This window comes from Phaeospirillum tilakii (assembly GCF_042683125.1).
GTDB lineage: Bacteria > Pseudomonadota > Alphaproteobacteria > Rhodospirillales > Magnetospirillaceae > Phaeospirillum > Phaeospirillum tilakii.
This window is the reverse complement of the sequence record NZ_JBHUIY010000043.1, coordinates 1-26,645: the sequence shown is the minus strand read 5'-3', so window position 1 is coordinate 26,645 and position 26,645 is coordinate 1. Positions and strand designations below refer to the sequence as shown.

The 26,645-nt window shown below is 67.0% G+C and carries 21 protein-coding genes, 1 tRNA gene and 2 pseudogenes; 7 read left to right on the top strand and 17 right to left on the bottom strand.

Features of this window, described 5'->3' with window-relative positions; all coding sequences use genetic code 11:
- From ACFSNB_RS16220 to ACFSNB_RS16210, 3 genes are all read right to left on the bottom strand, one after another.
- The coding region (locus tag ACFSNB_RS16220) for a DUF6468 domain-containing protein (protein WP_377318453.1) at positions 1 to 378 on the bottom strand (378 nt) is incomplete at its 3' end.
- Positions 378 to 1,559, bottom strand: coding sequence for a flagellar motor switch protein FliM (gene fliM / locus ACFSNB_RS16215; protein WP_377318451.1), 1,182 nt, complete (start codon positions 1,557 to 1,559; stop codon positions 378 to 380). The genes ACFSNB_RS16220 and fliM, both read right to left, overlap by 1 nt.
- A 61-nt stretch (positions 1,560 to 1,620) precedes the next feature.
- Positions 1,621 to 2,178 carry a flagellar basal body-associated FliL family protein gene (locus ACFSNB_RS16210; RefSeq protein WP_377318449.1) on the bottom strand — a complete coding sequence of 186 codons (558 nt, stop codon included), beginning with the start codon at positions 2,176 to 2,178 and terminating at the stop codon, positions 1,621 to 1,623.
- Between the two features lie 297 nt (positions 2,179 to 2,475).
- Here ACFSNB_RS16210 and flgF point away from each other — a divergent pair, with 297 nt between their 5' ends.
- The 4 genes from flgF to flgH are packed head-to-tail and all read left to right on the top strand — an operon-like array spanning position 2,476 to position 5,923.
- Positions 2,476 to 3,219: a flagellar basal-body rod protein FlgF gene (flgF, locus tag ACFSNB_RS16205; RefSeq protein WP_377318447.1), complete on the top strand. Its 744-nt coding sequence runs from the start codon at positions 2,476 to 2,478 to the stop codon at positions 3,217 to 3,219.
- Between the two features lie 36 nt (positions 3,220 to 3,255).
- The gene (gene flgG / locus ACFSNB_RS16200) at positions 3,256 to 4,041 is read left to right on the top strand and encodes a flagellar basal-body rod protein FlgG (protein ID WP_377318445.1); all 786 of its coding nucleotides are present in this window, start codon (positions 3,256 to 3,258) and stop codon (positions 4,039 to 4,041) included.
- Positions 4,042 to 4,052: 11 nt separating this feature from the next.
- Positions 4,053 to 5,126, top strand: coding sequence for a flagellar basal body P-ring formation chaperone FlgA (flgA, locus tag ACFSNB_RS16195; protein WP_377318443.1), 1,074 nt, complete (start codon positions 4,053 to 4,055; stop codon positions 5,124 to 5,126).
- A 32-nt stretch (positions 5,127 to 5,158) separates the two neighbouring features.
- Positions 5,159 to 5,923 carry a flagellar basal body L-ring protein FlgH gene (gene flgH, locus ACFSNB_RS16190; RefSeq protein ID WP_377318441.1) on the top strand — a complete coding sequence of 255 codons (765 nt, stop codon included), beginning with the start codon at positions 5,159 to 5,161 and terminating at the stop codon, positions 5,921 to 5,923.
- A 27-nt stretch (positions 5,924 to 5,950) separates the two neighbouring features.
- On the opposite strand, the gene ACFSNB_RS16185 is transcribed toward flgH, so the two are convergent.
- From ACFSNB_RS16185 to ACFSNB_RS16175, 3 genes are all read right to left on the bottom strand, one after another.
- Complete coding sequence (locus ACFSNB_RS16185; protein ID WP_377318439.1) at positions 5,951 to 6,721, bottom strand: LamB/YcsF family protein; 771 nt, start codon at positions 6,719 to 6,721, stop codon at positions 5,951 to 5,953.
- A 115-nt stretch (positions 6,722 to 6,836) separates the two neighbouring features.
- Positions 6,837 to 8,138 carry a replication-associated recombination protein A gene (locus tag ACFSNB_RS16180; protein WP_377318437.1) on the bottom strand — a complete coding sequence of 434 codons (1,302 nt, stop codon included), beginning with the start codon at positions 8,136 to 8,138 and terminating at the stop codon, positions 6,837 to 6,839.
- Positions 8,135 to 9,532 carry a DegQ family serine endoprotease gene (locus tag ACFSNB_RS16175; RefSeq protein ID WP_377318435.1) on the bottom strand — a complete coding sequence of 466 codons (1,398 nt, stop codon included), beginning with the start codon at positions 9,530 to 9,532 and terminating at the stop codon, positions 8,135 to 8,137. Before ACFSNB_RS16175 ends, ACFSNB_RS16180 begins: the two co-directional genes overlap by 4 nt.
- Positions 9,533 to 9,752: 220 nt before the next feature.
- Between ACFSNB_RS16175 and ACFSNB_RS16170 the strand changes: the two genes are divergently transcribed.
- From ACFSNB_RS16170 to ACFSNB_RS16160, 3 genes are all read left to right on the top strand, one after another.
- Complete coding sequence (locus tag ACFSNB_RS16170; RefSeq protein ID WP_377318433.1) at positions 9,753 to 12,167, top strand: ABC transporter permease subunit; 2,415 nt, start codon at positions 9,753 to 9,755, stop codon at positions 12,165 to 12,167.
- Entirely contained in the window at positions 12,164 to 13,252 is a 1,089-nt protein-coding gene (locus tag ACFSNB_RS16165; RefSeq protein WP_465264576.1) for an ATP-binding cassette domain-containing protein, read from the top strand. The genes ACFSNB_RS16170 and ACFSNB_RS16165 overlap by 4 nt, the downstream gene beginning before the upstream one ends.
- 203 nt (positions 13,253 to 13,455) lie before the next feature.
- Complete coding sequence (locus tag ACFSNB_RS16160; protein ID WP_377318431.1) at positions 13,456 to 13,764, top strand: barstar family protein; 309 nt, start codon at positions 13,456 to 13,458, stop codon at positions 13,762 to 13,764.
- 182 nt (positions 13,765 to 13,946) lie between these two features.
- On the opposite strand, the pseudogene ACFSNB_RS18915 reads toward ACFSNB_RS16160, so the two are convergent.
- The 11 genes and pseudogenes from ACFSNB_RS18915 to ACFSNB_RS16110 form a co-directional block, all read right to left on the bottom strand.
- A pseudogene (locus ACFSNB_RS18915) lies at positions 13,947 to 16,556 on the bottom strand (DNA-directed RNA polymerase subunit beta'); the annotation flags it as partial.
- A 315-nt stretch (positions 16,557 to 16,871) separates the two neighbouring features.
- Positions 16,872 to 18,449: pseudogene (locus tag ACFSNB_RS18910) on the bottom strand (DNA-directed RNA polymerase subunit beta'); the annotation flags it as partial.
- Positions 18,450 to 18,521: 72 nt separating this feature from the next.
- Positions 18,522 to 22,697, bottom strand: a complete 4,176-nt coding sequence (rpoB, locus tag ACFSNB_RS16150; RefSeq protein ID WP_377318427.1) for a DNA-directed RNA polymerase subunit beta — start codon at positions 22,695 to 22,697, stop codon at positions 18,522 to 18,524.
- 253 nt (positions 22,698 to 22,950) lie between these two features.
- Positions 22,951 to 23,328 (bottom strand): 50S ribosomal protein L7/L12, encoded by a 378-nt coding sequence (gene rplL / locus ACFSNB_RS16145; RefSeq protein WP_377318425.1) that lies wholly within the window; start codon positions 23,326 to 23,328, stop codon positions 22,951 to 22,953.
- Between the two features lie 49 nt (positions 23,329 to 23,377).
- Positions 23,378 to 23,893: a 50S ribosomal protein L10 gene (gene rplJ, locus ACFSNB_RS16140; RefSeq protein ID WP_377318423.1), complete on the bottom strand. Its 516-nt coding sequence runs from the start codon at positions 23,891 to 23,893 to the stop codon at positions 23,378 to 23,380.
- Positions 23,894 to 24,252: 359 nt separating this feature from the next.
- Positions 24,253 to 24,948 carry a 50S ribosomal protein L1 gene (gene rplA, locus ACFSNB_RS16135; protein WP_377318421.1) on the bottom strand — a complete coding sequence of 232 codons (696 nt, stop codon included), beginning with the start codon at positions 24,946 to 24,948 and terminating at the stop codon, positions 24,253 to 24,255.
- Positions 24,949 to 24,952: 4 nt separating this feature from the next.
- Positions 24,953 to 25,384 (bottom strand): 50S ribosomal protein L11, encoded by a 432-nt coding sequence (gene rplK / locus ACFSNB_RS16130; RefSeq protein ID WP_377318419.1) that lies wholly within the window; start codon positions 25,382 to 25,384, stop codon positions 24,953 to 24,955.
- 163 nt (positions 25,385 to 25,547) lie between these two features.
- A complete protein-coding gene (gene nusG, locus ACFSNB_RS16125; RefSeq protein WP_377318417.1) occupies positions 25,548 to 26,081 on the bottom strand; it encodes a transcription termination/antitermination protein NusG in 534 nt (177 codons plus the stop codon).
- 6 nt (positions 26,082 to 26,087) lie between these two features.
- Entirely contained in the window at positions 26,088 to 26,285 is a 198-nt protein-coding gene (gene secE, locus ACFSNB_RS16120; RefSeq protein WP_377318415.1) for a preprotein translocase subunit SecE, read from the bottom strand.
- Positions 26,286 to 26,334: 49 nt separating this feature from the next.
- Positions 26,335 to 26,410, bottom strand: a tRNA-Trp gene (locus ACFSNB_RS16115).
- An 80-nt stretch (positions 26,411 to 26,490) separates the two neighbouring features.
- Positions 26,491 to 26,645: EF-Tu C-terminal domain-related protein (locus ACFSNB_RS16110; protein ID WP_465264568.1), on the bottom strand; the 155-nt coding region annotated here is incomplete at its 5' end.

The following is a 26,645-nucleotide window of genomic DNA, read 5'->3' as shown; positions in this document are numbered from 1 at the left end:
CGGGGAAGACGGGGCCGGCGCGGGCGCGACCGGACGCGCCGGCGGTTCGACCCGGGCCGAACGGACCGCATTTTCGAGCCGGTTGGCCATCGTGTCGGCCCGCTCGATCATGAATGCGAGATCATCACGCAAGGATTGCGCCTTCTCCACCCGGTCCTGCAAGGCCTGCCCCGCCTCTTCGGCTGCTTTTCGCAATTTGGGGATCGAGGATTCCGCCCGCAAGGTCGCTTCGTTGAATCCAAGGATGGTCCGCGCCAGATCGTCGCGGTTCTTGCGCAGCGCGGCCAGACGGGCGTTCAGTCGCGTCGCATAGGCGATGGTCGCGACCATCAGCACCGACACGACGATGTCGAGGAGCAGTTTCCAATCCACGCCCATCACCCCTTGTCGCGACGGCTGGTTTCATCGACGCGGATCGCGATGTGCTGCCCCTTGCGCCCCATCCGTCCCCGGAACATCCCCACCTGACCGCACCGCATCTCGATCGGCGAGTCCGGGGTGGCGTTCAGCATGTGTTTCGAACCCGGCTTCCAGGCCAGCACGTCGCGCAGGCTCATCACCTGCTCGTCGAGCACCGCCTCGAGTTCGACCTCGGTCTGCCACAGCTCCTCGGCAAGGTGGGTTTCCCAGATCGAGTCCCGGCCGAACTTTTCGCCCATGAACATCTGCAGCAGCAGCTCGCGCACCGGTTCGAGGGTGGCGTAGGGCAGCAGCAGTTCGAGGCGGCCGCCGCGATCCTCCATGTCGATGCGGAGCTTGGCGACGATCGCCGCGTTGCTCGGCCGCGAGATGGTGGCGAAGCGGGGGTTGGTCTCGAGCCGTTCGAAGCGGAAGGTCACCGGCGACAGCGGGTCGAACGCGGCCGACAGGTCGGACAGCACGACATGGACCATCCGCTCGACCAGATTGCGTTCGATCGTGGTGTAGGGCCGCCCCTCGATCCGCATCGCGGCGGTGCCGCGCCGGCCGCCCAGCAGCACATCGACGATCGAGTAGATCAGCGAGGAATCGACCGTCAGCAGGCCGAAATTGTCCCATTCCTCGGCCTTGAACACCGCCAGCATCGCCGGCAGCGGAATCGAATTGAGGTAATCGCCGAAACGCAGGCTGATGATGTTGTCGAGCGACACCTCGACATTGTCCGAGGTGAAGTTGCGCATCGAGGTCGACATCATGCGCACCAGCCGGTCGAACACCACCTCCAGCATCGGCAGGCGTTCGTAGGAGACCAGCGCGCTGTTGAGGATCGCCTGGATGCCCGACTTGTCGCCGGCCCCGGCCCCGTCCTCGTCGAACCCGAGCAGCGAGTCGATTTCGTCCTGGTTGAGCACGCGGGCGGCGTCGCGGGTCACCGCCTGGGTGGCCTCGCCGGTCTCCTCGCCGCCGCCGCCGCCCAGCATCGCTTCCCATTCCGCCGCGATCGCGTCGCCGCCGCCCTCGCCGCCGGCCTCGCCGCCGCCGGCCCCGGCGTCGTCGTCGGCCATCGCGGCCCATTCCTTCATCAGGGCCTCTTCGTCCTCGGCGTTGCGGCCCTGACCACCCTCGTCCTGATTCGCCATTGCTCGGACTTTCCCGATGACCGCTTGATGATGTGTCGCTGCCGGACGAACCGGCGACCGGTCACTGGACCAGCATTTCCTTGAACAGAACGTCGCTGACCCGGACCGGCTTGACCGCGGCGTTGACCCGGGTCAGCAGTTCCTCGCGCAGCATGTTCATCCCCGACGCGCCCTGAAGGTCCTCGATCCGCAGTTCGCGCAGATAGACCTGAAAATAATCGACGATGCGGGGCATCATCTGCTCGACCCGGGGCTGGTCGCCGACCGATTCGAGCTCCAGCGCCACCCGCAGCTTGAGATAGGCCGGCTTGCGCCCGGTGCTTTGCAGATTGACCAGCATTTCCGGCAGATCCATGAACGCCGCCGCCTGCACCGCCTTGGGCCCGCCGGAACCGGACGGGGCCGAGGCCGGCGCCTGCGCGGCGGCCGGCTCCTTCGAGCCCCCGAGCAGCGAGTCGAGCAGCCCGGAGAAATAGAGCCCGGCACCGCCACCGACCAGCAACAGCACCGGCAGGACGATCAGCAGGATCTTCTTGAGCTTGCCCTTGCCTTCGGACGTGTCGCCATCGCCTTCGGGCCCTTCGGACTCGTCGAAATCTTCTTCCAGATCTTCGGTCATCACTCTCGCTTCCGACTGAGGCGTGGATCGGATCGACACCGCGCCAGCGGGGTAGGGTCAGGCTAGCCCGCTGGCAGTTAAGATTAGGTTGCGCGCGCGGCGTGCCCGCCGCCGCCTCCGCCCGGCGGCGGCACGATAGCAATCCCGCCCCGGGGGCGGCAAGAACTGCCGGGCAACCCCTGCCCGTGCCACCGCCAAATTCATGGAATTTCAAAAATTTCCGCGCGGAACCGCCACTGGCACGTCCCATGCAAGGAGAGCGGCGTCGATGATTTCCGAGCGGATGGCACGGCCCCCATGCAGAATACTTCCTACATCGCTCTGTCCCGTCAGTCGACGTTGTGGCGTCAGCTCGACACGATCGCCAACAACCTCGCCAACGCCAACACCCCGGCCTACAAGAGCCAGGAGATGCTGTTCCGCGAGTATCTGGTCCAGACCCGCTCGACCGACCGGGCGCTGGGGGGCAAGCTGTCCTTCGTGCAGGACAACGCGGCGGTGCGCGACACCCGCGAGGGCGCGATCAGCCAGACCGGCAACCCGCTCGACTTCGCCATCCACGGCGACGGCTATTTCCAGATCGAGACCGAGGCCGGCATGCGCTATGGCCGCAACGGCCATTTCCGGCTCGACCAGACCGGGATGCTGGTCAATTCCGACGGCTACGCGGTGATGGACGATCGCGACCAGCCGATCATCTTCGCCCCCAACGAAACCCGGATCGAGGTGGCGAGCGACGGCACGGTCAGCACCGAGAACGGCCGCGTCGCCAAGCTCAAGGTGGTCAAGTTCGCCAACGACCAGGAAATGCGCCAGGTCGGCACCTCGCTCTACGAGACCACCCAGACCGCCGAAACCGTCGCCCGCCCCGAGATCCAGCAGGGCATGATGGAGAATTCCAACGTCGAGCCGGTGCTGGAGCTGACCCGGATGACCCAGGTGATGCGCCAGTACGAAGGCATCCAGAAGCTGATCGATAACGAGAGCGACCGCCAGACCAAGGCGATCGACGTTCTGTCCAACGGCAAGTCCTCTTCCTGACCGGTGCCGGTCGAAAGCTAGAGCAAGGAGTTTCACATGCGCTCGCTGAACATCGCCGCCACCGGCATGCAGGCCCAGCAGAACAATGTCGAGGTCATCTCGAACAACATCGCCAACATGAACACCACCGCCTATACCCGGCGGCGGCCGGAATTCACCGATCTGCTCTACCAGAACCTGCGCCGGGTCGGCTCGCAATCCTCGGACGCCAACACCATCGTCCCCACCGGCATCCAGATCGGCCTCGGCGTCAAGACCGCCGCCGTCTACCGCATCACCGAGCAGGGCAGCCTCGAGAGCACCGACAATTCGCTCGACGTGGCGATCCAGGGCCACGGCTATTTCCGCATCCAGCTGCCGTCGGGCGACACCGCCTACAGCCGCGACGGCGAGTTCCAGCTCTCCCCCACCGGCACCCTGGTCACCGCCGACGGCTATACCGTGCTGCCGCAGACCACCATCGACACCAAGGCCACCGCCGTCAGCATCAGCTCGACCGGCGTGGTGACCTACAAGCTCGACGGCCAGACCAACTACACCCAGGCCGGCCAGATCCAGCTGGCGCTCTTCGCCAACGACGCCGGGCTTGAAGCGCGCGGCGACAACCTCTTTTCGGAAACCCCCGCCTCGGGCCAGCCGACCATCGGCTATCCCGGCGACAACGGCTTCGGCACCGTGCTCCAGGGCTATGTCGAAACCTCCAACGTCAATGTCGTCACCGAACTCACCAACCTGATCAGCGCCCAGCGGGCTTATGAAATGAATTCGAAGGTGATCCAAGCCTCCGACCAGATGATGAGCACGCTGACCACGATGAAGTGACGAGGCTTGCCATGATCCGCCCCCGTCTGTCCCTTCTCGCCGTCCTGGCCCTTGGTCTGCCGCTGCTGGCCGGGCTGCCCGTCGCCGCCGGCTCGATCTCGGTCGAGGCGCTGCCGGCCGGCAAGGCCGCCCCGGTCCAGGCCCAGGCCCCGGCCCCGGCCGCCGCCGCCGAGAGCGACGCGCCGATGGTGGCGCTGCCGCCGCAGCTGAAGCCGGCGGTGTCGCTCGAAGGCGACGTGATCAAGCTGGGCGACCTGTGGGACAATGCCGGCGACAAGGCCCAGACCGTGCTGGCCCGCGCCCCCGAGCCGGGCAAGCGGCTGGTGCTGGAGGCCCGCTGGCTCGGTGCCGTCGCCAGCGCCTATGGCCTCGACTGGCGCCCGGTCACCTCGTTCGAGCGTTGCGTGGTCGAGCGCGCCGCCCGCGCCATCGATCTGCGCGAGATCGAGGCCCAGTTGCGCGACGCCCTGATCCAGGCCGGCGCCGCCCCGTCGAGCACGATCGAGCTGGCCAACCGCGCCGCCCTGCGGCTGATGGTCCCCACCACCGTCGAGCCGACCATCGCGGTGCGCGACCTCAATTACGACCCACGGATGAACCGTTTCAGCGCGGTGATCGAGGCCCCGGCCGATTCCCCCGCCGCCCAGCGGCTCAAGGTGTCGGGCGCGGTGTTCGCCTCGGCCCGCATCCCGGTGCTGACCCATGCGATGGGGCGCGGCGAGGTGATCACCGAGAACGACATCGACCTGCTCGACGTGCGCGAGGAACTGCTGCGGCGCGACATCGTCACCAACGCCCGGATGCTGGTCGGCCAGGAGCCCCGCAACGCGCTGCATGCCGGGTCGCCGATCCGGATCAGCGACCTGCAGAAGCCGGTGGTGGTCGGCCGCAACAGCGCGGTGACGATGACCATCCGCACCCCGCTGATGACCCTGACCGCCCAGGGCCGCGCCAACGAGGATGGCGGGGTCGGCGACGTGATCCGCATCACCAACGCCCAGAGCAAGCGGGTGGTCGATGCCCGCGTGGTCGGCCCCGGCGAGGTGGTGGTGGTGCCCCCGGGCCAGCGCGCCCAGGCCAACTAGAAAACGAGCGAGCATAGAGAAAGGCCGCCGCCATGACCGCCGCAAGCCCGCTGTCCCGCCTGCTCCGCCTCGGTCTCGCCGCCACCGCCCTGGTCGGATTGTCGGCCTGCAACCTGCTGACCCGGATGTCGGAGGTCGGCTCGGGCCCGGAAACCTCGCGGATCGAGAACCCGACCCAGAAGCAGGGCTACCAGCCGATCACCATGCCGATGCCCCAGCCGGTGGCGCCGCCCCAGGCCGCCAACTCGCTGTGGCGGCCGGGCGCCCGCGCCTTCTTCAAGGACCAGCGCGCCAAGGATGTCGGCGACATCCTGACCGTCGCGGTGTCGATCAACGAGAACGCCGACGTCGAAAGCGGCCTCGGCAACAGCCGGGTCGCCACCGAATCCGAGAAGATCCCGGCCCTGGCCGGGCTCGAGGCCACCCTGACCAAGGTGCTGCCCGCCGGCGCCGATCCCGCCAACCTCGCCAGCCTTTCCAGTTCCTCGACCGTCACCAATGCCGGCAAGACCACCCGGACGGAAAAGATCTCGATGAACCTTGCCGCGACGATCACCCAGGTGCTGCCCAACGGCAATCTGGTGATCTCCGGCCGCCAGGAATTCCGGGTCAATTACGAGATGCGCGAGCTGTCGATCCAGGGGATCATCCGCCCGGAGGACATCAGTTCCTCCAACAGCATCTCCTCGGAAAAAATTGCCGAGGCCCGAATCTATTACGGCGGGCGCGGCATGGTCAGCGATCTGGCCCAGCCGCGTTGGGGCCAGCAGATCTACGACATCGTCTTCCCGTTCTGACCGGGCGGGCGGCCCCGCCGCCCGGCCCTATCCCAACCCCAGTTCGGGCAGCGCGGCCCGGGCGATCCCCGCCCCGGCCAGCGCCTCGGCCACCGCCCGGGCCAGCGCCACCGCGTCGGCGCCGTCGCCATGCAGGCACAGCGTGTCGATCCGGGTCGGAATCCGTTTCCCCCCCCGCGTCACCACCGCCTGATCGCGCACCATCGCCACCGCCCGCGCCGCCGCCTCGGCCGGATCGGCGATCACCGCCCCGGGCTGGTCGCGCGGGCTGAGCGAAGCGTCGGCCTCGTAGCCGCGGTCGCAGAAGCCTTCCGCCGCCAGCACCACCCCGGCGGCCTCGGCCGCCGCCGCCAGCGCCGACCCGGCCGGCGCCACCAGGATCAGCCCCCGGTCGAGCCCGGCCACCGCCCCCACCAGGGCCTCGGCCAGCGCCGGATCGGCCGCCGCCATGTTATAGAGCGCGCCGTGCGGCTTGACGTGGGTCACCCGCTGCCCGGCCAGCACGCAGATCGCCTGCAACGCCCCAACCTGATAGGCGATCAGCGCCGGGATCTCGCCCGGGCTGATCGCGACCTTGCGCCGGCCGAAGCCGAGCAAGTCGGCGAAGCCGGGATGGGCACCGAGGCTGACCCCCGCCGCCGCCACCTGCCGCACCGCCCGGCTCATCGTCTCCGGGTCGCCGGCGTGGAAACCGCAGGCCAGGCTGGCCGAATCGATCCATGGCAGCAGCGCGGCATCGTCCCCCATCCGCCACGGCCCGAACCCCTCGCCCAGATCGGCGTTAAGCGCGACACGCATCATCCCTCTCCTTTCGCGGGCTCCGCCCGCACCCGCCAGGGGCCGGGGGCCCCTGGACCCCCTTGGGGAGGTCCAGGAACCTCAGGTTCCTGGCGGGTGTGGGCAGAGCCCACCTCTAGCCTTCGTCCTTGCGCTGGCGCAGGCGGTCCCAATAGGCCAGCCGCTTGACGATCTCGCGCTCGAAGCCGCGTTCGACCGGGCGGTAGAAGCGTTGGCGCTCCATCCCGTCGGGGAAGTAGTTCTGGCCGGAAAAGCCCTCGGCGGTGTCGTGGTCGTACTGGTAGCCGGCGCCGTAGCCGAGTTGTTTCATCAGTTTGGTCGGGGCGTTGAGGATATGGGACGGCGGCATCAGCGAGGCGCTGTCGCGGGCGCAGCGCGTCGCCGCGCCATAGGCCTTGTAGGCGGCATTCGATTTGGGCGCGGTGCCGAGATAGATCACCAGTTGCGCCAGCGCCAGTTCGCCTTCCGGGCTGCCGAGGCGTTCGTAGACGTCCCAGGCGGCCAGCGCCTGCACCACCGCGTTGGGGTCGGCCAGGCCGACATCCTCGACCGCGAAGCGGGTCAGCCGGCGGGCGAGGTAGAGCGGGTCCTCGCCGCCGGCCAGCATCCGCGCCATCCAGTACAAGGCGGCGTCGGTGTCGGAGCCGCGCAGGCTCTTGTGCAGCGCGCTGATCAGGTTGTAATGGCCCTCGCGGTCCTTGTCGTAGGCCGGGGCGCGGCGGGTGATGGCGCGGGCGAGGCCGGCGGAATCGAGCAAGGGCTCGGGCGGCAGCACCGCCAGATCCTCGACCAGATTGAGCAGGTAGCGGCCATCGCCGTCGGCGGTAGCCTTCAGCGCGGCGCGGGCGTCGGGATCAAGCGGCAGCGGGCGGCCAAGGGTTTCCTCGGCCCGGCTCAGCAGCAGATCGAGCGCCGCCTCGTCGAGCCGGTGCAGCACCAGCACCTGCATCCGCGACAGCAACGCCCCGTTCAGCTCGAACGAGGGGTTTTCGGTGGTGGCGCCGACCAGCACCACCGTCCCGTCCTCGACATAGGGCAGGAAACCGTCCTGCTGGGCGCGGTTGAAGCGGTGGATCTCATCGACGAACAGCAGGGTGCCCTGCCCCATCGCCCGGCGCTGGCGCGCCGCCTCGAACACCTTGCGCAGATCGGCGACACCGGAGAACACCGCCGACAGCGGCTCGAAGGCGAGGCCGACCCGCTCGGCCAGCAGGCGGGCGATGGTGGTCTTGCCGCAGCCGGGCGGCCCCCACAGGATCACCGAGGCCATCCGCCCCGCCGCCAGCATCCGCCCGAGCGGGGCGTCGGCCGCCAAAAGGTGGTCCTGCCCGACCACCTGATCGAGCGCGCCGGGGCGCAGCTTTTCCGCCAGCGGCACCCCGACCTTGGCGTCGAACAGGCCGGGGCCCTTGCTCATCCCTCGATCACCTGGGTCATGGTCTGGCCGTTGCGGTTGATGGTCAGGCTCCAGCGCGGCCGCGTGCCCTCCAGCAGGCGGCGGGCCTCGGCGACGCTGGCCACCGGGCGGTCGTTGATCCTGAGCACCAGATCGCCCGGCTGCAACCCCAGCCGCTGCGCCACCGAGCCGCGCCGGATCTCCAGCACCATCACCCCGCTGGCCGAGGCATCGAGCCCGAGTTCGTCGGCCAGGGCCGGGTTGAGGTTGACCAGGGTGGCGCCGGCGAATGGGTTGCGGCCGGCGATCTCGGCCGGATCGCGCGGCGGATCCTCGGGCGGCGCGCTCAGCCGCAGCGTCACCGTCCGCTCGGCGCCGTCGCGCAGCACCGTCAGCCGCGCCTCGCCGCCCAGGTCGAGGGTGGCGAGGCGGAAGCGCAGCCCATCGGGATCGTCCACCTCGCGGCCATTGACCGCCACCACCACGTCGCCCTCGCGCAATCCGGCCCGCGCCGCCGGCGACTCGCCGCGCACCGCGCTGATCAGCGCCCCGGCCGGCCGGCCCAGCCGCAGCGCCTGGGCGAGGTCGGCGGTGACCGGCTGGGTGGCGGCGCCCAGCCACGGCCGCACCACCTTGCCGCTCTTGCTGAGCCCGGCCACCACGCTGCGCACCAGCGCCGCCGGGATGGCGAAGCCGATCCCGTTCGAGCCGCCGTCGCGCGAATAGATCGCCGAATTGATCCCGATCAGCCGGCCGTCCATGTCCACCAGCGCGCCGCCGGAATTGCCGGGATTGATCGAGGCGTCGGTCTGGATGAACGAACGCACGTCGGAACCGCCGATGTTGGTCCGCGCCAGCGCCGAGACGATGCCCTGGGTCACCGTCTGCCCCACCCCGAACGGATTGCCGATCGCCAGCACCAGATCGCCGACCTCGACCCGGTCGGAATCCCCCAGCGGCAGGGTGGGAAAGGTCTCGCCCTTGGCCGAAAGCTTCAGCACGGCAAGGTCGGTGCGCTCGTCGCTGCCGATCACGCTGGCCTCGAACTCGCGGCGGTCGGACAGCACCACCGTCACCTCGTCGGCGTCCTTGACCACATGCTGGTTGGTCACCACCGTGCCGTCGGCGCCGATCAGCACCCCCGAGCCGAGCGAACGCTGCACCCGGTCCTGGGCCAGTCCGGGGATGTCGCCGAAGAAGCGGCGGAACACCGGGTCGGCGAACATCGGCGAGGCGGCGGCGTGGATCACCCGCTTGGTGTAGATGTTGACCACCGCCGGGGCGACCTGACGCACCACCGGGGCGAAGCTCAGCCGGATCTGCTCGCGCGATTGCGGCACCAGCGTCTCCGCCGCCGGCGCGGCGCCGGCACAGAGCAGGGTCAGCAGCAGAACGGCAACGACAGGACTTCTCATCGGAGCGCATTCCTTCGGTTGGAGCGGCGCGGGACGCGGCCGGGCCGATTGAACCCCGTTTGCCGCATCCTCCGCAAGGCGGGGAAAATATGCGGTCGCCGGCCGCCCGCGCCAAGTCCCGCCGCGTCGCGCGGCTGGCGCCGGGGGAGACGCGGTGGTATAGGACGAAGACTTTCCGTCGAAAGTCGCCGAAGCAAAGACCGTCACGGGCGAGGGGCGCATGCGAACAAAGACCGAATCGGTCGCCACGGCCATTTGGGCATCCTTTTGCCGCCACGGCGGCGGTTACTGGCGCTCGATCAACGTCCCGGCCCGGTTCCGCCGCCAGATCCCGCCCCGGATCGGCTGTTTTCTTGCCGCGTTGATGCTCGTTGTCCTGGCAATGCCGCTGCCGGCCGGGGCCGGCGATCCGGCCCGGCCCAACGGACAGGCGCTGGCCGGGCTGACCGAGGGCGGCGGACGGATCGGCGCGGTGCTGGGCACCCTGTTCGTGCCCTATCTGCAACAGGCCCATCCCCACGCCGCGCTGACCCAGCTCAACACCAACGCCGATCTGGTGGTGGCGCTGAAATCGGGCAAGCTCGACGCGGCGGTGTTCGATTCGATCTCGGCCGAAGTGCTGCTGAAGACCAACCCCGATCTCGCCGTGCTCGACCGCGATTTCCTGGTCTATCCGCTCGGGATCGGCTTCGGGCAGAACCGGGCCGACCTGCGCGCCCGCTTCGACCGCTTCCTCGACCGCATCCGCGCCGACGGACGCTACGCCGCGATCCACCGCCGCTGGTTCATCGACGATCCCGAACAGGCGGTGATGCCCGACGACCGGCCCGCCGCCCCGACCGAGCGCGCCGTGCTGGGGGTCGCGATCGGCGACATGCCCTATGTGGCGATGCAGAACGGACGCTATGTCGGCTTCGACATCGAGATCCTGCGCCGCTTCGCCGCCGACGAAAACATCGCGCTGGAGATCCAGGCGCTCGATTTCGGCGCGCTGATCCCGGCGCTGAAGTCCGGCAAGCTCGACATGATCGCCGACGGGCTGGCGATCACCGAGGAACGGCGCAAGGCGATCGATTTCTCCGCCCCCTACGGCGAGGGCCGCGCCGTCGCCCTGACCCTCAAATCCCGCCTCGGCGCCGGGGCCGCGCCGACCGAGCCGGGGGCCGGCTGGACCCGCTTCACCGACCTCGCCCACGCCCGCATCGCGGTGATCGAGGGCACCGCCCAGGACATCTTCGTCACCAAGACCCTGCCCGAGGCGACGATCGTCCGCTTCAACAGCAAGGCCGATTACGCCCTGGCCCTGCGCACCGGCAAGGTCGAGGCCGGGTTGCAGAACGAGATGGGCAACGAGGCGATCCTGGCCGAGAATCCCGACCTCGCCGTGCTGGACAACGATTTCCTCAACACCCATGTCGGCGCCGCCTTCCGCAAGGGCGACGGCGCCCTGGTCGACCGCTTCAACGCCTTCCTCGCCGCCAGCGAGGCCGACGGCAGCCTCGCCGCGATCAAGGCGCGCTGGCTGCAAGGCGACGCCCGCAAGGCGACGATGCCCGACCTGCCCACCGCCGACGGGCCGGTGCTGCGGGTCGGCACCGCCCCGGTGGTCGCCCTGCCCTTCGTCGCGGTGGCCAACGGCCGCTATATCGGCTTCGACATGGAACTGGTGGCGCGCTTCGCCGCGCTTGAGGGGCGGCGGCTGGAGATCGTGCCGCTCGAATTCACCTCGCTGATCGCCGCGCTTGCCGCCGGCAAGATCGACATGATCGTCTCCAACCTGTCGATCACCCCGGAACGGGCCCTGCGGGTCGATTTTTCCCGCCCCTATTTCGACGAGCGCACCGTGGCGGTGGTCGCGCGGCGCAACCTCGCCGCCAGCCACCCCGCCGCCACCGCCGCGCCGCCGGCCGTCACCGAACCGGCGCGGCCGACCGACTGGCGGACGATGCTGGAGGACAGCCTGCACGCCAATTTCGTCACCGAGCAGCGCTGGAAGCTGATCCTCGACGGGCTGGGGGCGACGGTGGTGATCTCGGTCGCCGCCACCCTGTTCGGCACCCTGCTGGGGGCGGGGGTCTGCTATCTGCGGATGTCGGCGCGGCGGCCGCTGCGGGCGATCGGCATCGGCTATATCGGGCTGGTGCGCGGCCTGCCGGTGCTGCTGCTGCTGATGCTGATCTTCTACGTGGTGTTCGCGGCAGTGAACATCGATCCGCTGCTGGTGGCGGTGGTGGCGTTCGGGATGAACTTCGCCGCCTATGTCTCCGAGATGTTCCGCACCGGGATCGAGGGGATCGAGCGCGGCCAGACCGAGGCCGGGCTGGCGATGGGCTTCACCCGGGCCGAGACCTTCCTGCGCATCGTGCTGCCGCAGGCCACCCGCCGCGTCCTGCCGGTCTATCGCGGCGAGTTCATCTCGCTGGTCAAGATGACCTCGATCGTCGGCTATATCGGGGTGCAGGACCTGACCAAGGCCGGCGACATCATCCGCAGCCGCACCTTCGAGGCGTTCTTCCCGCTGCTGATGGTGGCGGCGATCTATTTCCTGATCATCTGGGTGCTCGGCCTCGCCCTCGACCACATCGACCGGCGGACCGATCCGAGGCAGCGTCAGGCGAAGGGAGCACGGGCATGATCCGGGTCGAAGGCCTCACCAAACGCTATGGCGCGACCACCGTGCTGGACGGCATCGACGCCGAGATCGCCAGGGGCGAGGTGATCTCGATCATCGGCCCGTCCGGCACCGGCAAGAGCACCTTCCTGCGCTGCCTCAACCTGCTGGAACAGCCGAGCGGCGGCCGGATCGAGATCGACGGCCAGGACATCCTCGCCCCCGGCGCCGACGTGCCGCGCCTGCGCCAGCGGATGGGGATGGTGTTCCAGTCCTTCAACCTGTTCCCCCACCTCACCGTGCTGGAGAACCTGACCATCGGCCCGATCCGGCTGCGCGGCCGGACCAAGGCCGAGGCCGAGGCGCGCGGGCTTGACCTGCTGAAGACGGTCGGGCTGGCGGAAAAGGCCGATTCCTTCCCCGACCAGCTGTCCGGCGGGCAGAAGCAGCGCGTCGCCATCGCCCGCTGCCTGTCGATGGAACCCGAGATCATCCTGTTCGACGAGCCGACCTCGGCGCTCGACCCGACGATGGTGTCGGAGGTGCTGGCGGTAATCCGCCGCCTCGCCAAGCAGGGGATGACGATGGCGATCGTCACCCACGAGATGGATTTCGCCCGCGATGTGTCGTCGCGGGTGTTCTACATGGACCAGGGCACGATCTACGAGGCCGGCACCCCCGAGCAGATCTTCGGCGATCCCCAGCGCGACCGCACCCGCGACTTCATCAACAAGGTGCGCAGCGTCACCGCCCACCTCGCCAGCGCCGATTTCGACCTCTACGCGCTGTTCGGCCAGATCAACGGCTTCTGCGAAAAACACCTGCTGCCGGCCAAGATCGCACACCGGCTTGAATTGCTGACCGAGGAGGTGCTGGCGCTGCACGTCGCCCGCCCCGGCCCGGTCGATCTCGATCTGGCGATCGCCTATTCGGAAAAGAGCCAGGAGATCGAAATCCGCCTCGACAGCCCGGGCGAGCCGGGCGACCCGCTGGCCGACGACCCCAGCGACGGATTGGGCCTCGCCATCATCCGCCGCTACGCCGAAATCCTGCCCTGCCACCGGGTCGGCGACCGCAACCGCGTCACCCTGCGCGTCGCCAAGGCGTAAAGTTGGGCAGGGCTGCCGCCCCGCCACCCCGCTTGGGGAGCAAAGCTCCCCAAGCCCCTCATTTTTTCGTTTCCTTGCCGGAGGGCCAAATAATGAAAGGCGTTGGGAAAAGTTTTTACTCTGACACCGCGCCGCCCTGCCGACAGATGCGGCAGATCATCTTAAGATAAAATCACACGATGGCAGTTTCATCGAAAGAACCAATGAATACGATAGAAATTGACGCATCATCCTGGAGAGACGTTCTTGATTTCTATAACGCCATTCTGGCCGCGTTAGGCGCACCGGAGTGGCATGGGAAAAACGCAAACGCTCTGATTGATTCCGTGGTGTATGGGGGCATAAACAAGGTTGGCTGCCCTCTTCTTATAAAAATCTACAATATCAACAACAAAGAATACAGCATCATCGCCGAAATTGAGCTATTAAAAAATAACCTTTCAAAACATACAGCACATTTAATAAAGACTCATGGGCGAGAAGTCAGCGCAAAAATTGAAATAATTGCGTGAAAACCGCTCGGAAGCGGGCGGCAAAGATCGAGTCCGCGCCATAACTTTTTCTCAGAAAAACAAAAGGGGGTCCGGGGCATCGCCCCGGGTGGGGTGCGGGGCGGCAGCCCCGCCCGACCGCGCCGCCAACAAAAAAACCCCCGCCCTGGCGCACCAGGACGGGGGTTTCTTGTTTCACAGGCTCACTCGGCCGGCGGCGGCGCGTCGGGCGCGGCGGCCTCGCCCGGCAGGGCCGGCGGCAGCTCGCCGCCTTCCTCGTCCGGCGGCACCACCGCCATCTCGCGGTCGCGCTTGGCGGCGATTTCGCGCAGCCGGTTCATCACCGCGCCGGTCCCGGCGGGGATCAGGCGGCCGACGATGACGTTTTCCTTCAACCCGTTGAGGGTATCGACCTTGCCGGACACCGCCGCCTCGGTGAGGACGCGGGTGGTTTCCTGGAACGAGGCCGCCGAGATGAAGGAATGGGTCTGCAACGACGCCTTGGTGATGCCCTGCAACACCGGAGTCCCCGAGGCCGGGCGGCCGCCTTCGCGGATCGCCTTGTGGTTCTCGATGTCGAACTCGCTGCGATCGACCTGTTCGCCGACCAGCAGGGTGGTGTCGCCGGGCTCGGTGATCTCGACCTTCTGCAACATCTGGCGAACGATCACCTCGATGTGCTTGTCGTTGATCTTCACGCCCTGGAGACGATAGACCTCCTGGATTTCGTTGATCAGGTACTGCGCCAGCGCCTCGACGCCCAACACCTTGAGGATGTCGTGCGGCACCGGGTTGCCGTCCATCAGCGGGTCGCCGCGGCGGACATAGTCGCCTTCCTGCACCGAGATGTGCTTGCCCTTCGGGATCAGGTATTCGACCGGATCGCCATCCTCGGGCACCACCAGGATGCGGCGCTTCGACTTGTAATCCTTGCCGAATTCGACCCGACCGTCGAGGTCGGCGATGATGGCGTGATCCTTCGGCTTGCGCGCCTCGAACAGCTCGGCCACCCGCGGCAGACCGCCGGTGATGTCACGGGTCTTCGAGGATTCACGCGGGATACGCGCCAGCACGTCGCCGGCATTGACCTTGGTGCCGTTCTCGACCGACAGGATCGCGTCGACCGACATGAAGTAGCGGGCTTCCAGGCCGTTCGACAGCAACAGTTCCTCGCCCCGCTCGTCGCGCAGGGTGACGCGGGGACGCAGGTCGGCGCCGCGCGGCTGCTGCTTCCAGTCGATCACCACTTTGCTGGCGATGCCGGTGGCCTCGTCGACCACCTCGCGCATCGACAGACCCTCGATCAGGTCGACGTAATGGACCACGCCCGACCGCTCGGTGATGATCGGCAGGGTGTAGGGATCCCACTCGGCCAGCTTGGTCCCCTTCGGCACCGACTGGCCGTCCTCGACCAGCAGCTTGGCGCCGTAGGGCACGCGGTGACGGGCGCGTTCGCGGTGGTTGGCGTCGAACAGCGCCACTTCGCAGTTGCGGCTCATCACGATGTTGGCGCCGGTCGAATTGGCCACCACGTTGCGGTTGATCACCTGGACGGTGGCGTCGAGCGAGGATTCGATGCTCGACTGCTCGGCACCGCGCTGGGCCGCGCCGCCGATATGGAAGGTCCGCATGGTGAGCTGGGTGCCCGGCTCGCCGATCGACTGGGCGGCGATCACGCCGACCGCCTCGCCGACATTGACCTTGGTGCCCCGGGCCAGATCGCGGCCGTAGCAGGCGCCGCAGACGCCCTCTTCCGAGTCGCAGGTCAGCACCGAGCGGATGGTGACGGTCTCGATCCCGGCCGCCTCGATCTGCTCGACCTCGGTTTCCTGGATCATCCCGGCGGCCGGCACGATCACCTCGTTGGTGACGGGGTGGACGATGTCGCGGGCGGCGGAACGGCCGAGGATGCGGTCGCCGAGCGAGGCGATCACCTCGCCGCCCTCGATCACCGCCGAGACGGTCAGACCGTTGGTGGTGCCGCAATCATCCTCGCAGATGATCGCGTCCTGGGCGACGTCGACCAGACGACGGGTCAGGTAGCCCGAGTTCGCGGTCTTCAGCGCGGTGTCGGCCAGACCCTTACGGGCGCCGTGGGTGGAGTTGAAGTACTCCAGCACGGTCAGGCCTTCCTTGAAGTTCGAGATGATCGGGGTCTCGATGATCTCGCCCGACGGCTTGGCCATCAGGCCGCGCATGCCGGCGAGCTGCTTCATCTGCGCCGCCGAACCACGGGCGCCGGAATGGGCCATCATATAGATCGAGTTGATCGGCTTGCCCGGCAGACGGCTGGAGATCTGCTTCATCATCGCGTCGGCGACGTCGTCGGTGCACTTCGACCAGGCGTCGACCACCTTGTTGTACTTTTCGCCCTGGGTGATCAGGCCGTCCTGGTACTGCTGCTCGTATTCCTTGACCTTTTCCTCGGTCTCGCCGACCAGCTTTTCCTTTTCCGGCGGGATGACGAGGTCGTCCTTGCCGAAGGAGATGCCGGCCTTGAAGGCGTTGGAATAGCCGAGCCCCATGATGCGGTCGGCGAAGATCACCGTCTCTTTCTGACCGCAATGACGGTAGACCACGTCGATGACGTTCTGGATCTCCTTCTTGGTGAGAAGGCGATTGATCAGCGAGAACGGCACGTTCTTGTTCTTGGGCAGGATCACCGACAGCATCATCCGGCCCGGGGTGGTGTCCACCAGGGTGGTGATCGGGTTGCCCTCGCTATCGACGGTGTCGTAGCGGGCCTTGATCCGGGTGTGCAGGGTGATGGTCTTGGCCGACAGCGCCTGCTCGATCTCGGCCATGGTGACGAACACCGGGACGCGATAGAGGATGGCGCGGCCGTCCTTGACCGCCGCCTCGGCTTCCTCGGTGGTGGCGAAGGTCAGGGCCACGCCGGGATTGGCGACGTTGAACAGACGGAGATGGCCGCCGGCCAGACCGGCCTCCAGCGCGTCGCGCGACGAGACGGTGACGCGGCGATGGACCGAGACCTCACGCCGGGCGATCCGCTCGAGCAGGGCGTCGGCGTCGGTGGTGTCGAGCGCCGCCAGCGGATCGGTCGGGCAGTAGAGCAGGATGGTGTTGGCCGCCAGCGCCGCCCGCAGCTCGTCGGCGGTGCGGATCTGCAACGCCTGGCCGGGGACCTCGTCGCGCTCCATCGTGATGTAGTAGATGCCGAGCACGATGTCCTGCGAGGGGACGATGATCGGCTTGCCGTTGGCGGGCGACAGGATGTTGTTGGTCGACATCATCAGCACGCGCGCCTCGAGCTGGGCTTCCAGCGAGAGGGGGACGTGGACCGCCATCTGGTCGCCGTCGAAGTCGGCGTTGAAGGCGGTGCAGACCAGCGGATGGAGCTGGATCGCCTTGCCTTCGATCAGGGTCGGCTCGAACGCCTGGATGCCGAGGCGGTGCAGGGTCGGCGCGCGGTTGAGGAACACCGGATGCTCGCGGATCACCTCTTCGAGGATGTCCCACACCTCGGGCCGTTCCTTCTCGACCATCCGCTTGGCGGCCTTGATGGTGGTGGCCATGCCGTACAGTTCGAGCTTGGAATAGACGAACGGCTTGAACAGTTCGAGCGCCATCTTTTTCGGCAACCCGCACTGATGCAGCTTCAGTTCGGGGCCGACCACGATCACCGAACGGCCGGAATAATCGACGCGCTTGCCGAGCAGGTTCTGACGGAAGCGGCCCTGCTTGCCCTTCAGCATGTCGCTGAGCGACTTCAGCGGCCGCTTGTTGGCGCCGGTGATGGCGCGGCCACGGCGGCCATTGTCGAACAGGGCGTCGACCGCCTCCTGCAACATGCGCTTTTCGTTGCGCACGATGATCTCGGGGGCGCGCAGCTCGATCAGCCGCTTCAGACGGTTGTTGCGGTTGATGACGCGGCGGTAGAGGTCATTGAGGTCGGAGGTGGCGAAGCGGCCGCCATCGAGCGGGACCAGCGGGCGCAGTTCCGGCGGGATCACCGGAATCACTTCCAGGATCATCCATTCCGGACGCGAGCCGGATTCGAGGAAGGCCTCGACCAGCTTCATCCGCTTGACCAGCTTCTTGCGCTTGGCCTCGGAGGTGGTCTCCTTGAGGTCGATCTTGAGCTGGGCGCGGTCGGCCTCGAGGTCGATCGCCGACAGCATGTCGCGGATCGCCTCGGCGCCGATCTTGGCGGTGAAGGCGTCCTCGCCATATTCATCGACCGCGTTCATGTACTGCTCTTCGGTGAGCAGCTCGCGCAGCTTGAGCGGGGTCAGGCCGGGTTCGACCACGACGTAATTCTCGAAATAGAGAATCCGCTCGAGGTCCTTCAGGGTCATGTCGCACAGCAGGCCGATGCGCGACGGCAGCGACTTCAGGAACCAGATGTGGGCGACCGGGCTGGCCAGCTCGATGTGGCCCATCCGCTCGCGCCGCACCTTGGCCAGGGTGACCTCGACGCCGCACTTCTCGCAGATGATGCCGCGATACTTCATCCGCTTGTACTTGCCGCACAGGCACTCGTAGTCCTTGATCGGCCCGAAGATGCGGGCGCAGAACAGGCCGTCGCGCTCCGGCTTGAAGGTGCGGTAGTTGATGGTCTCGGGCTTCTTGATCTCGCCGTAGGACCACGAGCGGATCCGCTCGGGGCTGGCGATGGAAATCCGGATCTGGTCGAACGAGGGGGTGGAGCCCGCCTGACCGAAGATCTTCATAAGTTCATTCATCGACATGCTCCCGTGTGACCTTGTCGGGGGGTGGCGGCAGCGCGCGAAGCGCGCCGCCACAGGTCAGACCTTTTAGAAATCCCGCTGGGTGAGTTCGACGTTGAGGCCAAGGGAGCGCAATTCCTTGACCAGCACGTTGAACGATTCCGGGATGCCTGCCTCGAAGGTGTCGTCGCCGCGCACGATCGCCTCGTACACCTTGGTGCGGCCGGACACGTCGTCCGACTTCACCGTCAGCATTTCCTGCAGGGTGTACGCGGCACCGTAGGCTTCGAGCGCCCACACTTCCATTTCACCGAAGCGCTGGCCGCCGAACTGCGCCTTGCCGCCCAGCGGCTGCTGGGTGACCAGCGAGTACGGACCGATCGAACGGGCGTGGATCTTGTCGTCGACCAGGTGGTGCAGCTTCAGCATGTAGATGTAGCCGACGGTGACCTGACGATCGAACGGCTCGCCGGTGCGGCCGTCGATCAGGGTGACCTGACCGGAGGGCGAACGGTTGGCCTTGGTCAGCATCGCGCAGATGTCGCTTTCGCGGGCGCCGTCGAACACCGGGGTGGCGATCGGCACGCCCGGGGTCAGGTTGGTCGCCAGCTCGACGATCTCGGCATCGCCCAGGTCGGCAATTTCCTCGCCGAAGATGGTCTCGCCGTAGACGTCCTTCAGCTTGTCGCGCATGTCGGTCAGCGCGGCGGTCTGCCGCTTGACCTGATCCAGCACCGCCCCGATCTGCTCGCCCAGGCCGGCACAGGCCCAGCCGAGGTGGGTTTCGAGGATCTGCCCGACATTCATGCGCGACGGCACGCCGAGGGGGTTCAGCACCAGATCGACCTGACGCCCGTCCTCGAGATACGGCATGTCCTCGAGCGGCATGATGCGCGACACGACACCCTTGTTGCCGTGACGGCCGGCCATCTTGTCGCCCGGCTGGAGCTTGCGCTTCACCGCGACGAACACCTTGACCATCTTCATCACGCCGGGCGGCAGTTCGTCGCCGCGCTGGAGCTTCTCGACCTTGTTCTCGAACCGCTCCTGCAACTTCTCGACCTGCTGGTCGAAGGCGCGCTTGAGCTGTTCGACCTCGCTCATCACCGCGTCGTCGTCGATGGCGATCGCCCGCCACGCGCTGGGATGCAGCGCGTCGAGCACCTCGTCGTTCAGCACCACCCCGGCGCGGACGCCGCGCGGGCCGGTGACCACCTTGTGGCCGACGATCTGCTGCTTGAGACGGACGAAGAACGAGCGTTCGAGAATGGCGCGTTCGTCGTCGCGGTCCTTGGCCAGACGTTCGATTTCCGCCCGCTCGATCGCCAGGGCGCGCTCGTCCTTCTCGACGCCACGGCGGGAGAAGACCCGGACCTCGACGATGGTGCCGGCGACGCCCGGGGGCAGCCGCAGCGAGGTGTCGCGCACGTCCGAGGCCTTTTCGCCGAAGATCGCCCGCAGCAGCTTCTCTTCCGGGGTCATCGGGCTTTCGCCCTTCGGCGTGACCTTGCCGACCAGGATGTCGCCCGGCTTGACCTCGGCGCCGATATAGACGATGCCGGCCTCGTCGAGGTTCTTCAGCGCCTCTTCACCGACGTTCGGGATGTCGCGGGTGATTTCTTCCTGGCCCAGCTTGGTGTCGCGGGCCATCACCTCGAATTCCTCGATATGGATCGAGGTGAACACGTCGTCGCGGACGATGCGTTCCGAGATCAGGATCGAGTCTTCGAAGTTGTAGCCGTTCCACGGCATGAAGGCGACCAGCACGTTGCGGCCCAGCGCCAGCTCACCCAACTGGGTCGAGGGGCCGTCGGCGATGATGTCGCCCTTCTGGATCAGGTCGCCGACCTTCACCAGCGGCCGCTGGGTGATGCAGGTGTTCTGGTTGGACCGCTGGAACTTCAGCAGGTTGTAGATATCGACGCCCGAGGCGGTGGCCGAGGTTTCCTCGGTGGCCCGGATCACCACACGGGTGGCATCGACCTGATCGACGATGCCGGTACGCCGGGCGGTGATCGCCGCGCCGGAATCACGCGCCACCGCCTGTTCCATGCCGGTGCCGACCAGCGGCGCCTCGGCGCGGATCAGCGGCACCGCCTGACGCTGCATGTTCGAGCCCATCAGGGCGCGGTTGGCGTCGTCGTTTTCCAGGAACGGGATCAGCGCGGCGGCAACCGACACCAGCTGCTTGGGGCTGACGTCGATCAGGTTGATTTCGGACGGCGGCACCATCACGAATTCGCCGGCGCGACGGCACGACACCAGATCGCTGACGAAGCGGTTGTCGGCGTCGAGTTCGGAATTGGCCTGGGCGACGGTGTAGCGCCCTTCCTCCATCGCCGACAGATAGACCACGTCGGTGGTCACCACCCCGTCGATCACCTTGCGGTAGGGCGCCTCGATGAAGCCGTACTGATTGACCCGGGCGTAGGTCGCCAGCGAGTTGATCAGGCCGATGTTCGGGCCTTCCGGGGTTTCGATCGGGCAGATGCGGCCGTAATGGGTCGGGTGAACGTCGCGCACCTCGAAGCCGGCGCGCTCGCGGGTCAGACCGCCCGGCCCGAGCGCCGACAGGCGGCGCTTGTGGGTGATTTCCGACAGCGGGTTGGTCTGATCCATGAACTGGCTGAGCTGCGACGAGCCGAAGAACTCGCGCACCGCCGCCGCCGCCGGCTTGGCGTTGATCAGGTCGTGCGGCATCACCGAATCGATGTCGACCGAGCTCATCCGCTCGCGGATGGCCCGCTCCATCCGCAGCAGGCCGACGCGATACTGATTTTCCATCAGTTCGCCGACCGAGCGGACGCGGCGGTTGCCGAGGTGATCGATGTCGTCGATCTCGCCCTTGCCGTCCTTCAGCTCGACCAGCACCTTGATCACGCCGAGGATGTCTTCCTTGCGCAGCACGCGCACGGTGTCGGCGACCTCGGGGGTGTTGAGGCGGGAGTTCATCTTGACCCGGCCGACGGCGGACAGGTCGTAACGCTCCTCGTCGAAGAACAGGCCCTGGAACAGGGCTTCGGCGGTCTCCAGCGTCGGCGGCTCGCCCGGGCGCATCACCCGGTAGATGTCGATCAGCGCTTCCTCGCGCGAGGAATTCTTGTCGACCGCCAGGGTGTTGCGGATGTAGGGACCGACATTGATGTGGTCGATCGCCAGCACCGGCATCTCGGTGATGCCGACCCGCTCCAGATCGGCGACCAGGGCCGGGGTCAGCTCGTCGCCGGCCTCGGCGAAGATCTCGCCCGAGGCCTCGTCGACGATGTCCTCGCCGATATACTGGCCGACCAGATCCTCGGGCAGCACCAGGATCTCGGACAGGCCGGCGTCACGCAGCTTGCGGCCGAGCCGCGGGGTCATCTTGGTGCCGGCCTCGGCCACCTTCTCGCCGGTGGCGGCGTCGATCAGGTCGGAGACCAGCTTGACGCCCTTCATCCGCTCGGAATCGAACACCGTCTTCCAGCCCTTGGGGCCGCGGGTGTAGGTGACCTTGTCGTAGAAGTAGGACAGGATCTCCTCGGCGGTCATGCCCTGGATCTCGCCCGGCTCGACCGGACGGCTCTCGGCGGCGCGCTCGGCGCGCAGGCCGGCGCTGGCCGCGCCGTCGAGGGCGTACAGCAGGGTGGTCACCGGCAGCTTGCGGCGGCGGTCGATGCGGACATAGACCAGATCCTTGGCGTCGAATTCGAAATCGAGCCAGGAGCCGCGATAGGGGATCACCCGGGCGGCGAACAGATACTTGCCCGAGGAATGGGTCTTGCCCTTGTCATGGTCGAAGAACACGCCCGGGCTGCGGTGCATCTGGGAGACGATGACGCGCTCGGTGCCGTTGATGACGAAGGTGCCGTTCGACGTCATCAGGGGCATGTCGCCCATGTAGACGTCCTGTTCCTTGATGTCGCGGATCGACCGCGCGCCGGTATCCTCGTCGATGTCCCACACCACGAGGCGCAGGGTCACCTTGAGCGGCGCCGCGAAGGTCATGCCGCGCTGCTGGCATTCCTCGACGTCGTATTTGGGGGTCTCCAGCTCGTAGCGCACGAATTCCAGCGTGCCGCGCTCGGAGAAGTCCTTGATCGGGAAGACGGACTTGAACACTTCCTGGAGGCCGAGATTGGCACGGGCCTCGGGCAGAACATCCATCTGGAGGAAATGATCGTAGGAGCTCTTTTGCACCTCGATCAGATTCGGCATCGGCGCGACGGTCGGGATCCGCCCGAAGCTTTTGCGCACCCGCTTGCGACCCGTATAGGATTTAGCCATTGCCGCTCCTCGTCTTTTCGTCGGTATAGGCCCAACACACCTGCCGCCCGAAGCGCCGCGCCCCGGACCGCGTGCCTTCGGCACGCCCGCCCCGCCGCCCGGCGGGGCCGCAACTCGCAGTACCCCGCGTCAGTGGCGGGGGCGACGCCCGGCCGCCCGGGAAACGGACGGCGGCATCGACTTGCAACAGCCCAGAGGGCCGGGAGGCGGCATCCGCATCCCGGCCCCTGGTCGATCAACCCGAAGGGCGATCTTACTTCACCGTCACCTTGGCGCCGGCTTCTTCGAGCTGCTTCTTGATCTTCTCGGCTTCTTCCTTCGAAGCGCCTTCCTTCACGGTCTTCGGCGCCGCCTCGACCAGGTCCTTGGCTTCCTTCAGGCCCAGGCCGGTGATGGCGCGGACTTCCTTGATCACGTTGATCTTCTTGTCGCCGGCGTCGGCGAGGATCACGTCGAACTCGGTCTGCTCTTCGGCAGCGGCAGCGGCGCCACCGGCAGCCGGGGCAGCGGCGACGGCAACCGGAGCGGCGGCGGAAACGCCCCACTTCTCTTCGAGCAGCTTCGACAACTCGGCGGCCTCGAGAACGGTCAGAGCCGACAGCTCGTCAACCAGCTTGGCAAGATCAGCCATTTTCATACTCTCCTGAGATAAGCTTGAAACTTTGGTTAATAAAGGGGTCTCACGCGGCGTCCTTGTCGGCCTTCGCCTTCAGGACCCGGGCCAACTGGCCCGCGGGCGCCTGAAGCACGCCGGCGACACGGGTGGCGGGAGTCGAGATCATGCCGACCAGTCTGGCGCGCAGCTCGTCGAGCGACGGCAGCTCGGCCAGGGCCTTGATGCCGTTGACGTCAAGCCGCTGCGCACCCAGCGATCCACCGAGGATCTTGAGCTTGTCATTGGTCTTGGCGAACTCAACGACAACCCGCGCGGCGGCGACCGGATCGCGCGAAGCGGCGATCGCGGTCGGGCCGACGAACAGGTCGGCGAGGGTCTCGAACTCGGTACCACCCAGGGCGAGCTTGGTGAGACGGTTCTTGGTCACCTTGAAGCTGGCCCCGGCCGCACGCATCTTGCTGCGCAAGGCGGTCATCTCGGCCACCGTCAACCCCTTGTAATGGGTGACGACGACCAGCCCGACCTCCTCGAGCGCTCCATGCAGCGACCCGACCCACTCCTGCTTCTGTGTCCGGTCCACGTTCGTCTCCAAACCTACGAATCGGCCGGCCCCCTGGGAGGGAAACCCGCCGGTTCATTGCCCGTGACCTCCGCCGGATCCGAGGATCCGGCTCGATGGAGGCCGGTGGCCTGTCCCAGAAGTTTCAAGCCGTATCCCGAAGCCGCTCCCCGTCGGGGAGGGATTCGGTGCGTTCTCTCATCTTCCGTCTCGGCAGGGGGGAGGAGTCCCGTTTAAGCCGGCCGGGGCGGACCCCGAACGGCACCTGCGGTCTTGGACAGGGGGGGAGGCCGGCCCGAGGGCTTGCCTCCCATTCCCCCCGCGCCCGAGGGCACGGGGAAAGTCGGGCCGCGCCCACCGCGAACGGCGGGCGCGGCGAATCACACCACGATGGTGCTGGCGTCGAGCTTCAGGCCCGGCCCCATGGTCGAGGACAGCGACACCTTCTTGAGGTAGCTGCCCTTGGCCCCGGCCGGCTTGGCCTTGAGAATCGCGTCGACGAACGAACGGATGTTCTCGACCAGCTGATCGTCGCCGAAGCTCGCCTTGCCGATGCCGGCATGGACGATACCGGCCTTCTCGACGCGGAACTGGACCTGACCGGCCTTGGCGGCGCGGACCGCCTCGGTGACGTTGGCGGTGACGGTGCCGAGCTTCGGGTTCGGCATCAGGCCGCGCGGGCCGAGCACCTTACCGAGCCGACCGACCAGACCCATCATGTCCGGGGTGGCGATGCAGCGGTCGAAATCCATCGTGCCGCCGTTGACGATCTCGAACAGGTCATCGGCGCCGACCAGATCGGCCCCGGCCTTCTTCGCTTCCTCGGCCTTGTCGCCCTTGGCGAACACGGCGACGCGAACGGTCTTGCCGGTGCCGTGCGGCAGCTCGACCACGCCACGGACCATCTGGTCCGAGTAGCGCGGATCGACGCCGAGGTTGAGGGCGATCTCCACCGTCTCGTCGAACTTGGCGGTGGCGCGGGCCTTGATCAGCGCCACGGCCTCGGCCAGGGTGTAGAACTTGGTGCGGTCGATCTCGGCGTAGGCCGACTTCAGGCGCTTTCCTTCGCGGGCCATGGGCTTACTCCACCACCTTGAGGCCCATCGCGCGGGCCGAGCCGACGATCATGCTGCAGGCGGCCTCGACGTCGTTGGCGTTGAGGTCCTGCATCTTCTTCGCGGCGATCTCGCGGATCTGCTCCATCGAGATCTGGCCGACGGTGCCGCCCTTGCCCGGAGTCTGCGACCCCTTGGCGACGCCCGAGGCCTTCTTCAGGAAGTAGCTGACCGGCGGGGTCTTGGTGATGAAGGTGAAGGTGCGGTCGGAGAAAGCGGTGATCACCACCGGAATCGGCATGCCCGGCTCGAGGCCCTGGGTCTGGGCGTTGAACGCCTTGCAGAATTCCATGATGTTGAGGCCGCGCTGACCGAGCGCCGGGCCGATCGGCGGCGACGGGTTCGCCTTGCCGGCTGCGACCTGCAGCTTGATGTAACCGATGACTTTCTTAGCCATTTTCAGAGCCCTCTGTCTGTGACCAGAGGTGGCGGTGCGGCCTCAGGCTCGGCCTCCCGCCCCCTTGTGTGCCCCGCCCCGGACCGTCCGGCGCGGGAACGAACGGCCCGGCGGGCCGCGGCGCCTTGATCGCACCGCCGCCCGCCGAGCCGAAATCGAACCCTCAGACCTTTTCGACCTGGGTGTACTCCAGTTCGACCGGGGTGGAGCGCCCGAAGATCGACACCGCGACCTTGAGCCGGGCGCGTTCCTCGTCGACTTCCTCGACCAGGCCGTTGAAGGAGGTGAAGGGACCGTCGCACACCCGCACCTGCTCGCCGACCTCGAACGAGATCGACGGCTTCGGGCGCTCGACGCCGTCCTGAACCTGACGGATGATGCGCTCGGCCTCGGCCTCGGTGATCGGCACCGGGCGGCCCTTGCCGCCGAGGAAACCGGTCACCTTGGGGGTGTTCTTGACCAGATGCCAGGTGTCATCGGTCAGCACCATCCGAACCAGGACATAACCGGGGAAGAATTTGCGTTCCGCGCTGACCTTGCTGCCGCGGCGGACCTCGACCACTTCCTCGGTCGGCACCAGAACCTTGTCGAACAGATCGGCCATGCCCTTCTGCTCCGCCTGCTCGCGGATCGACTGGGCGACCTTCTTCTCGAATCCAGAATAAACGTGGAGCACGTACCAGCGCGCGGTCGACATGCCGGATCAGCCTCCGAGACCAAACAGGACCTTGACGGTCGTGGCGAAAAACTGATCGACGACGAAGAAGAAGATGGCGGTGATCATCACCATCACGAACACCATCGCCGTCGAAATGAGGGTCTCGCGCCGCGTCGGCCAGGTGACCTTGGCGATCTCCTGACGGACCTGCTTAAAAAAGAGGACCGGGGTGGTTTTTGCCATGTCTCTTACAGTCGATGCCGCTCGCGGGCGGGACTCTGGGGGAACAGCGTGGCAGGAGTGGAGGGGCTCGAACCCCCAACCCCCGGTTTTGGAGACCGGTGCTCTACCAGTTGAGCTACACTCCTGCAGTCCGCTGCCGACCCGTTAACGCCGGGGCGGCGGCGTCGGCCTCCGGTCTGGTGCGCCGGAGGCCGACCTTATACAGCTACTCTACGATCTTGGCAACCACTCCCGCGCCGACGGTACGCCCGCCTTCACGGATAGCGAAACGCAGACCTTCGTCCATGGCGATCGGGCAGATCAGATGGACTTCCATCGACACGTTGTCGCCCGGCATCACCATCTCGGTGCCTTCCGGCA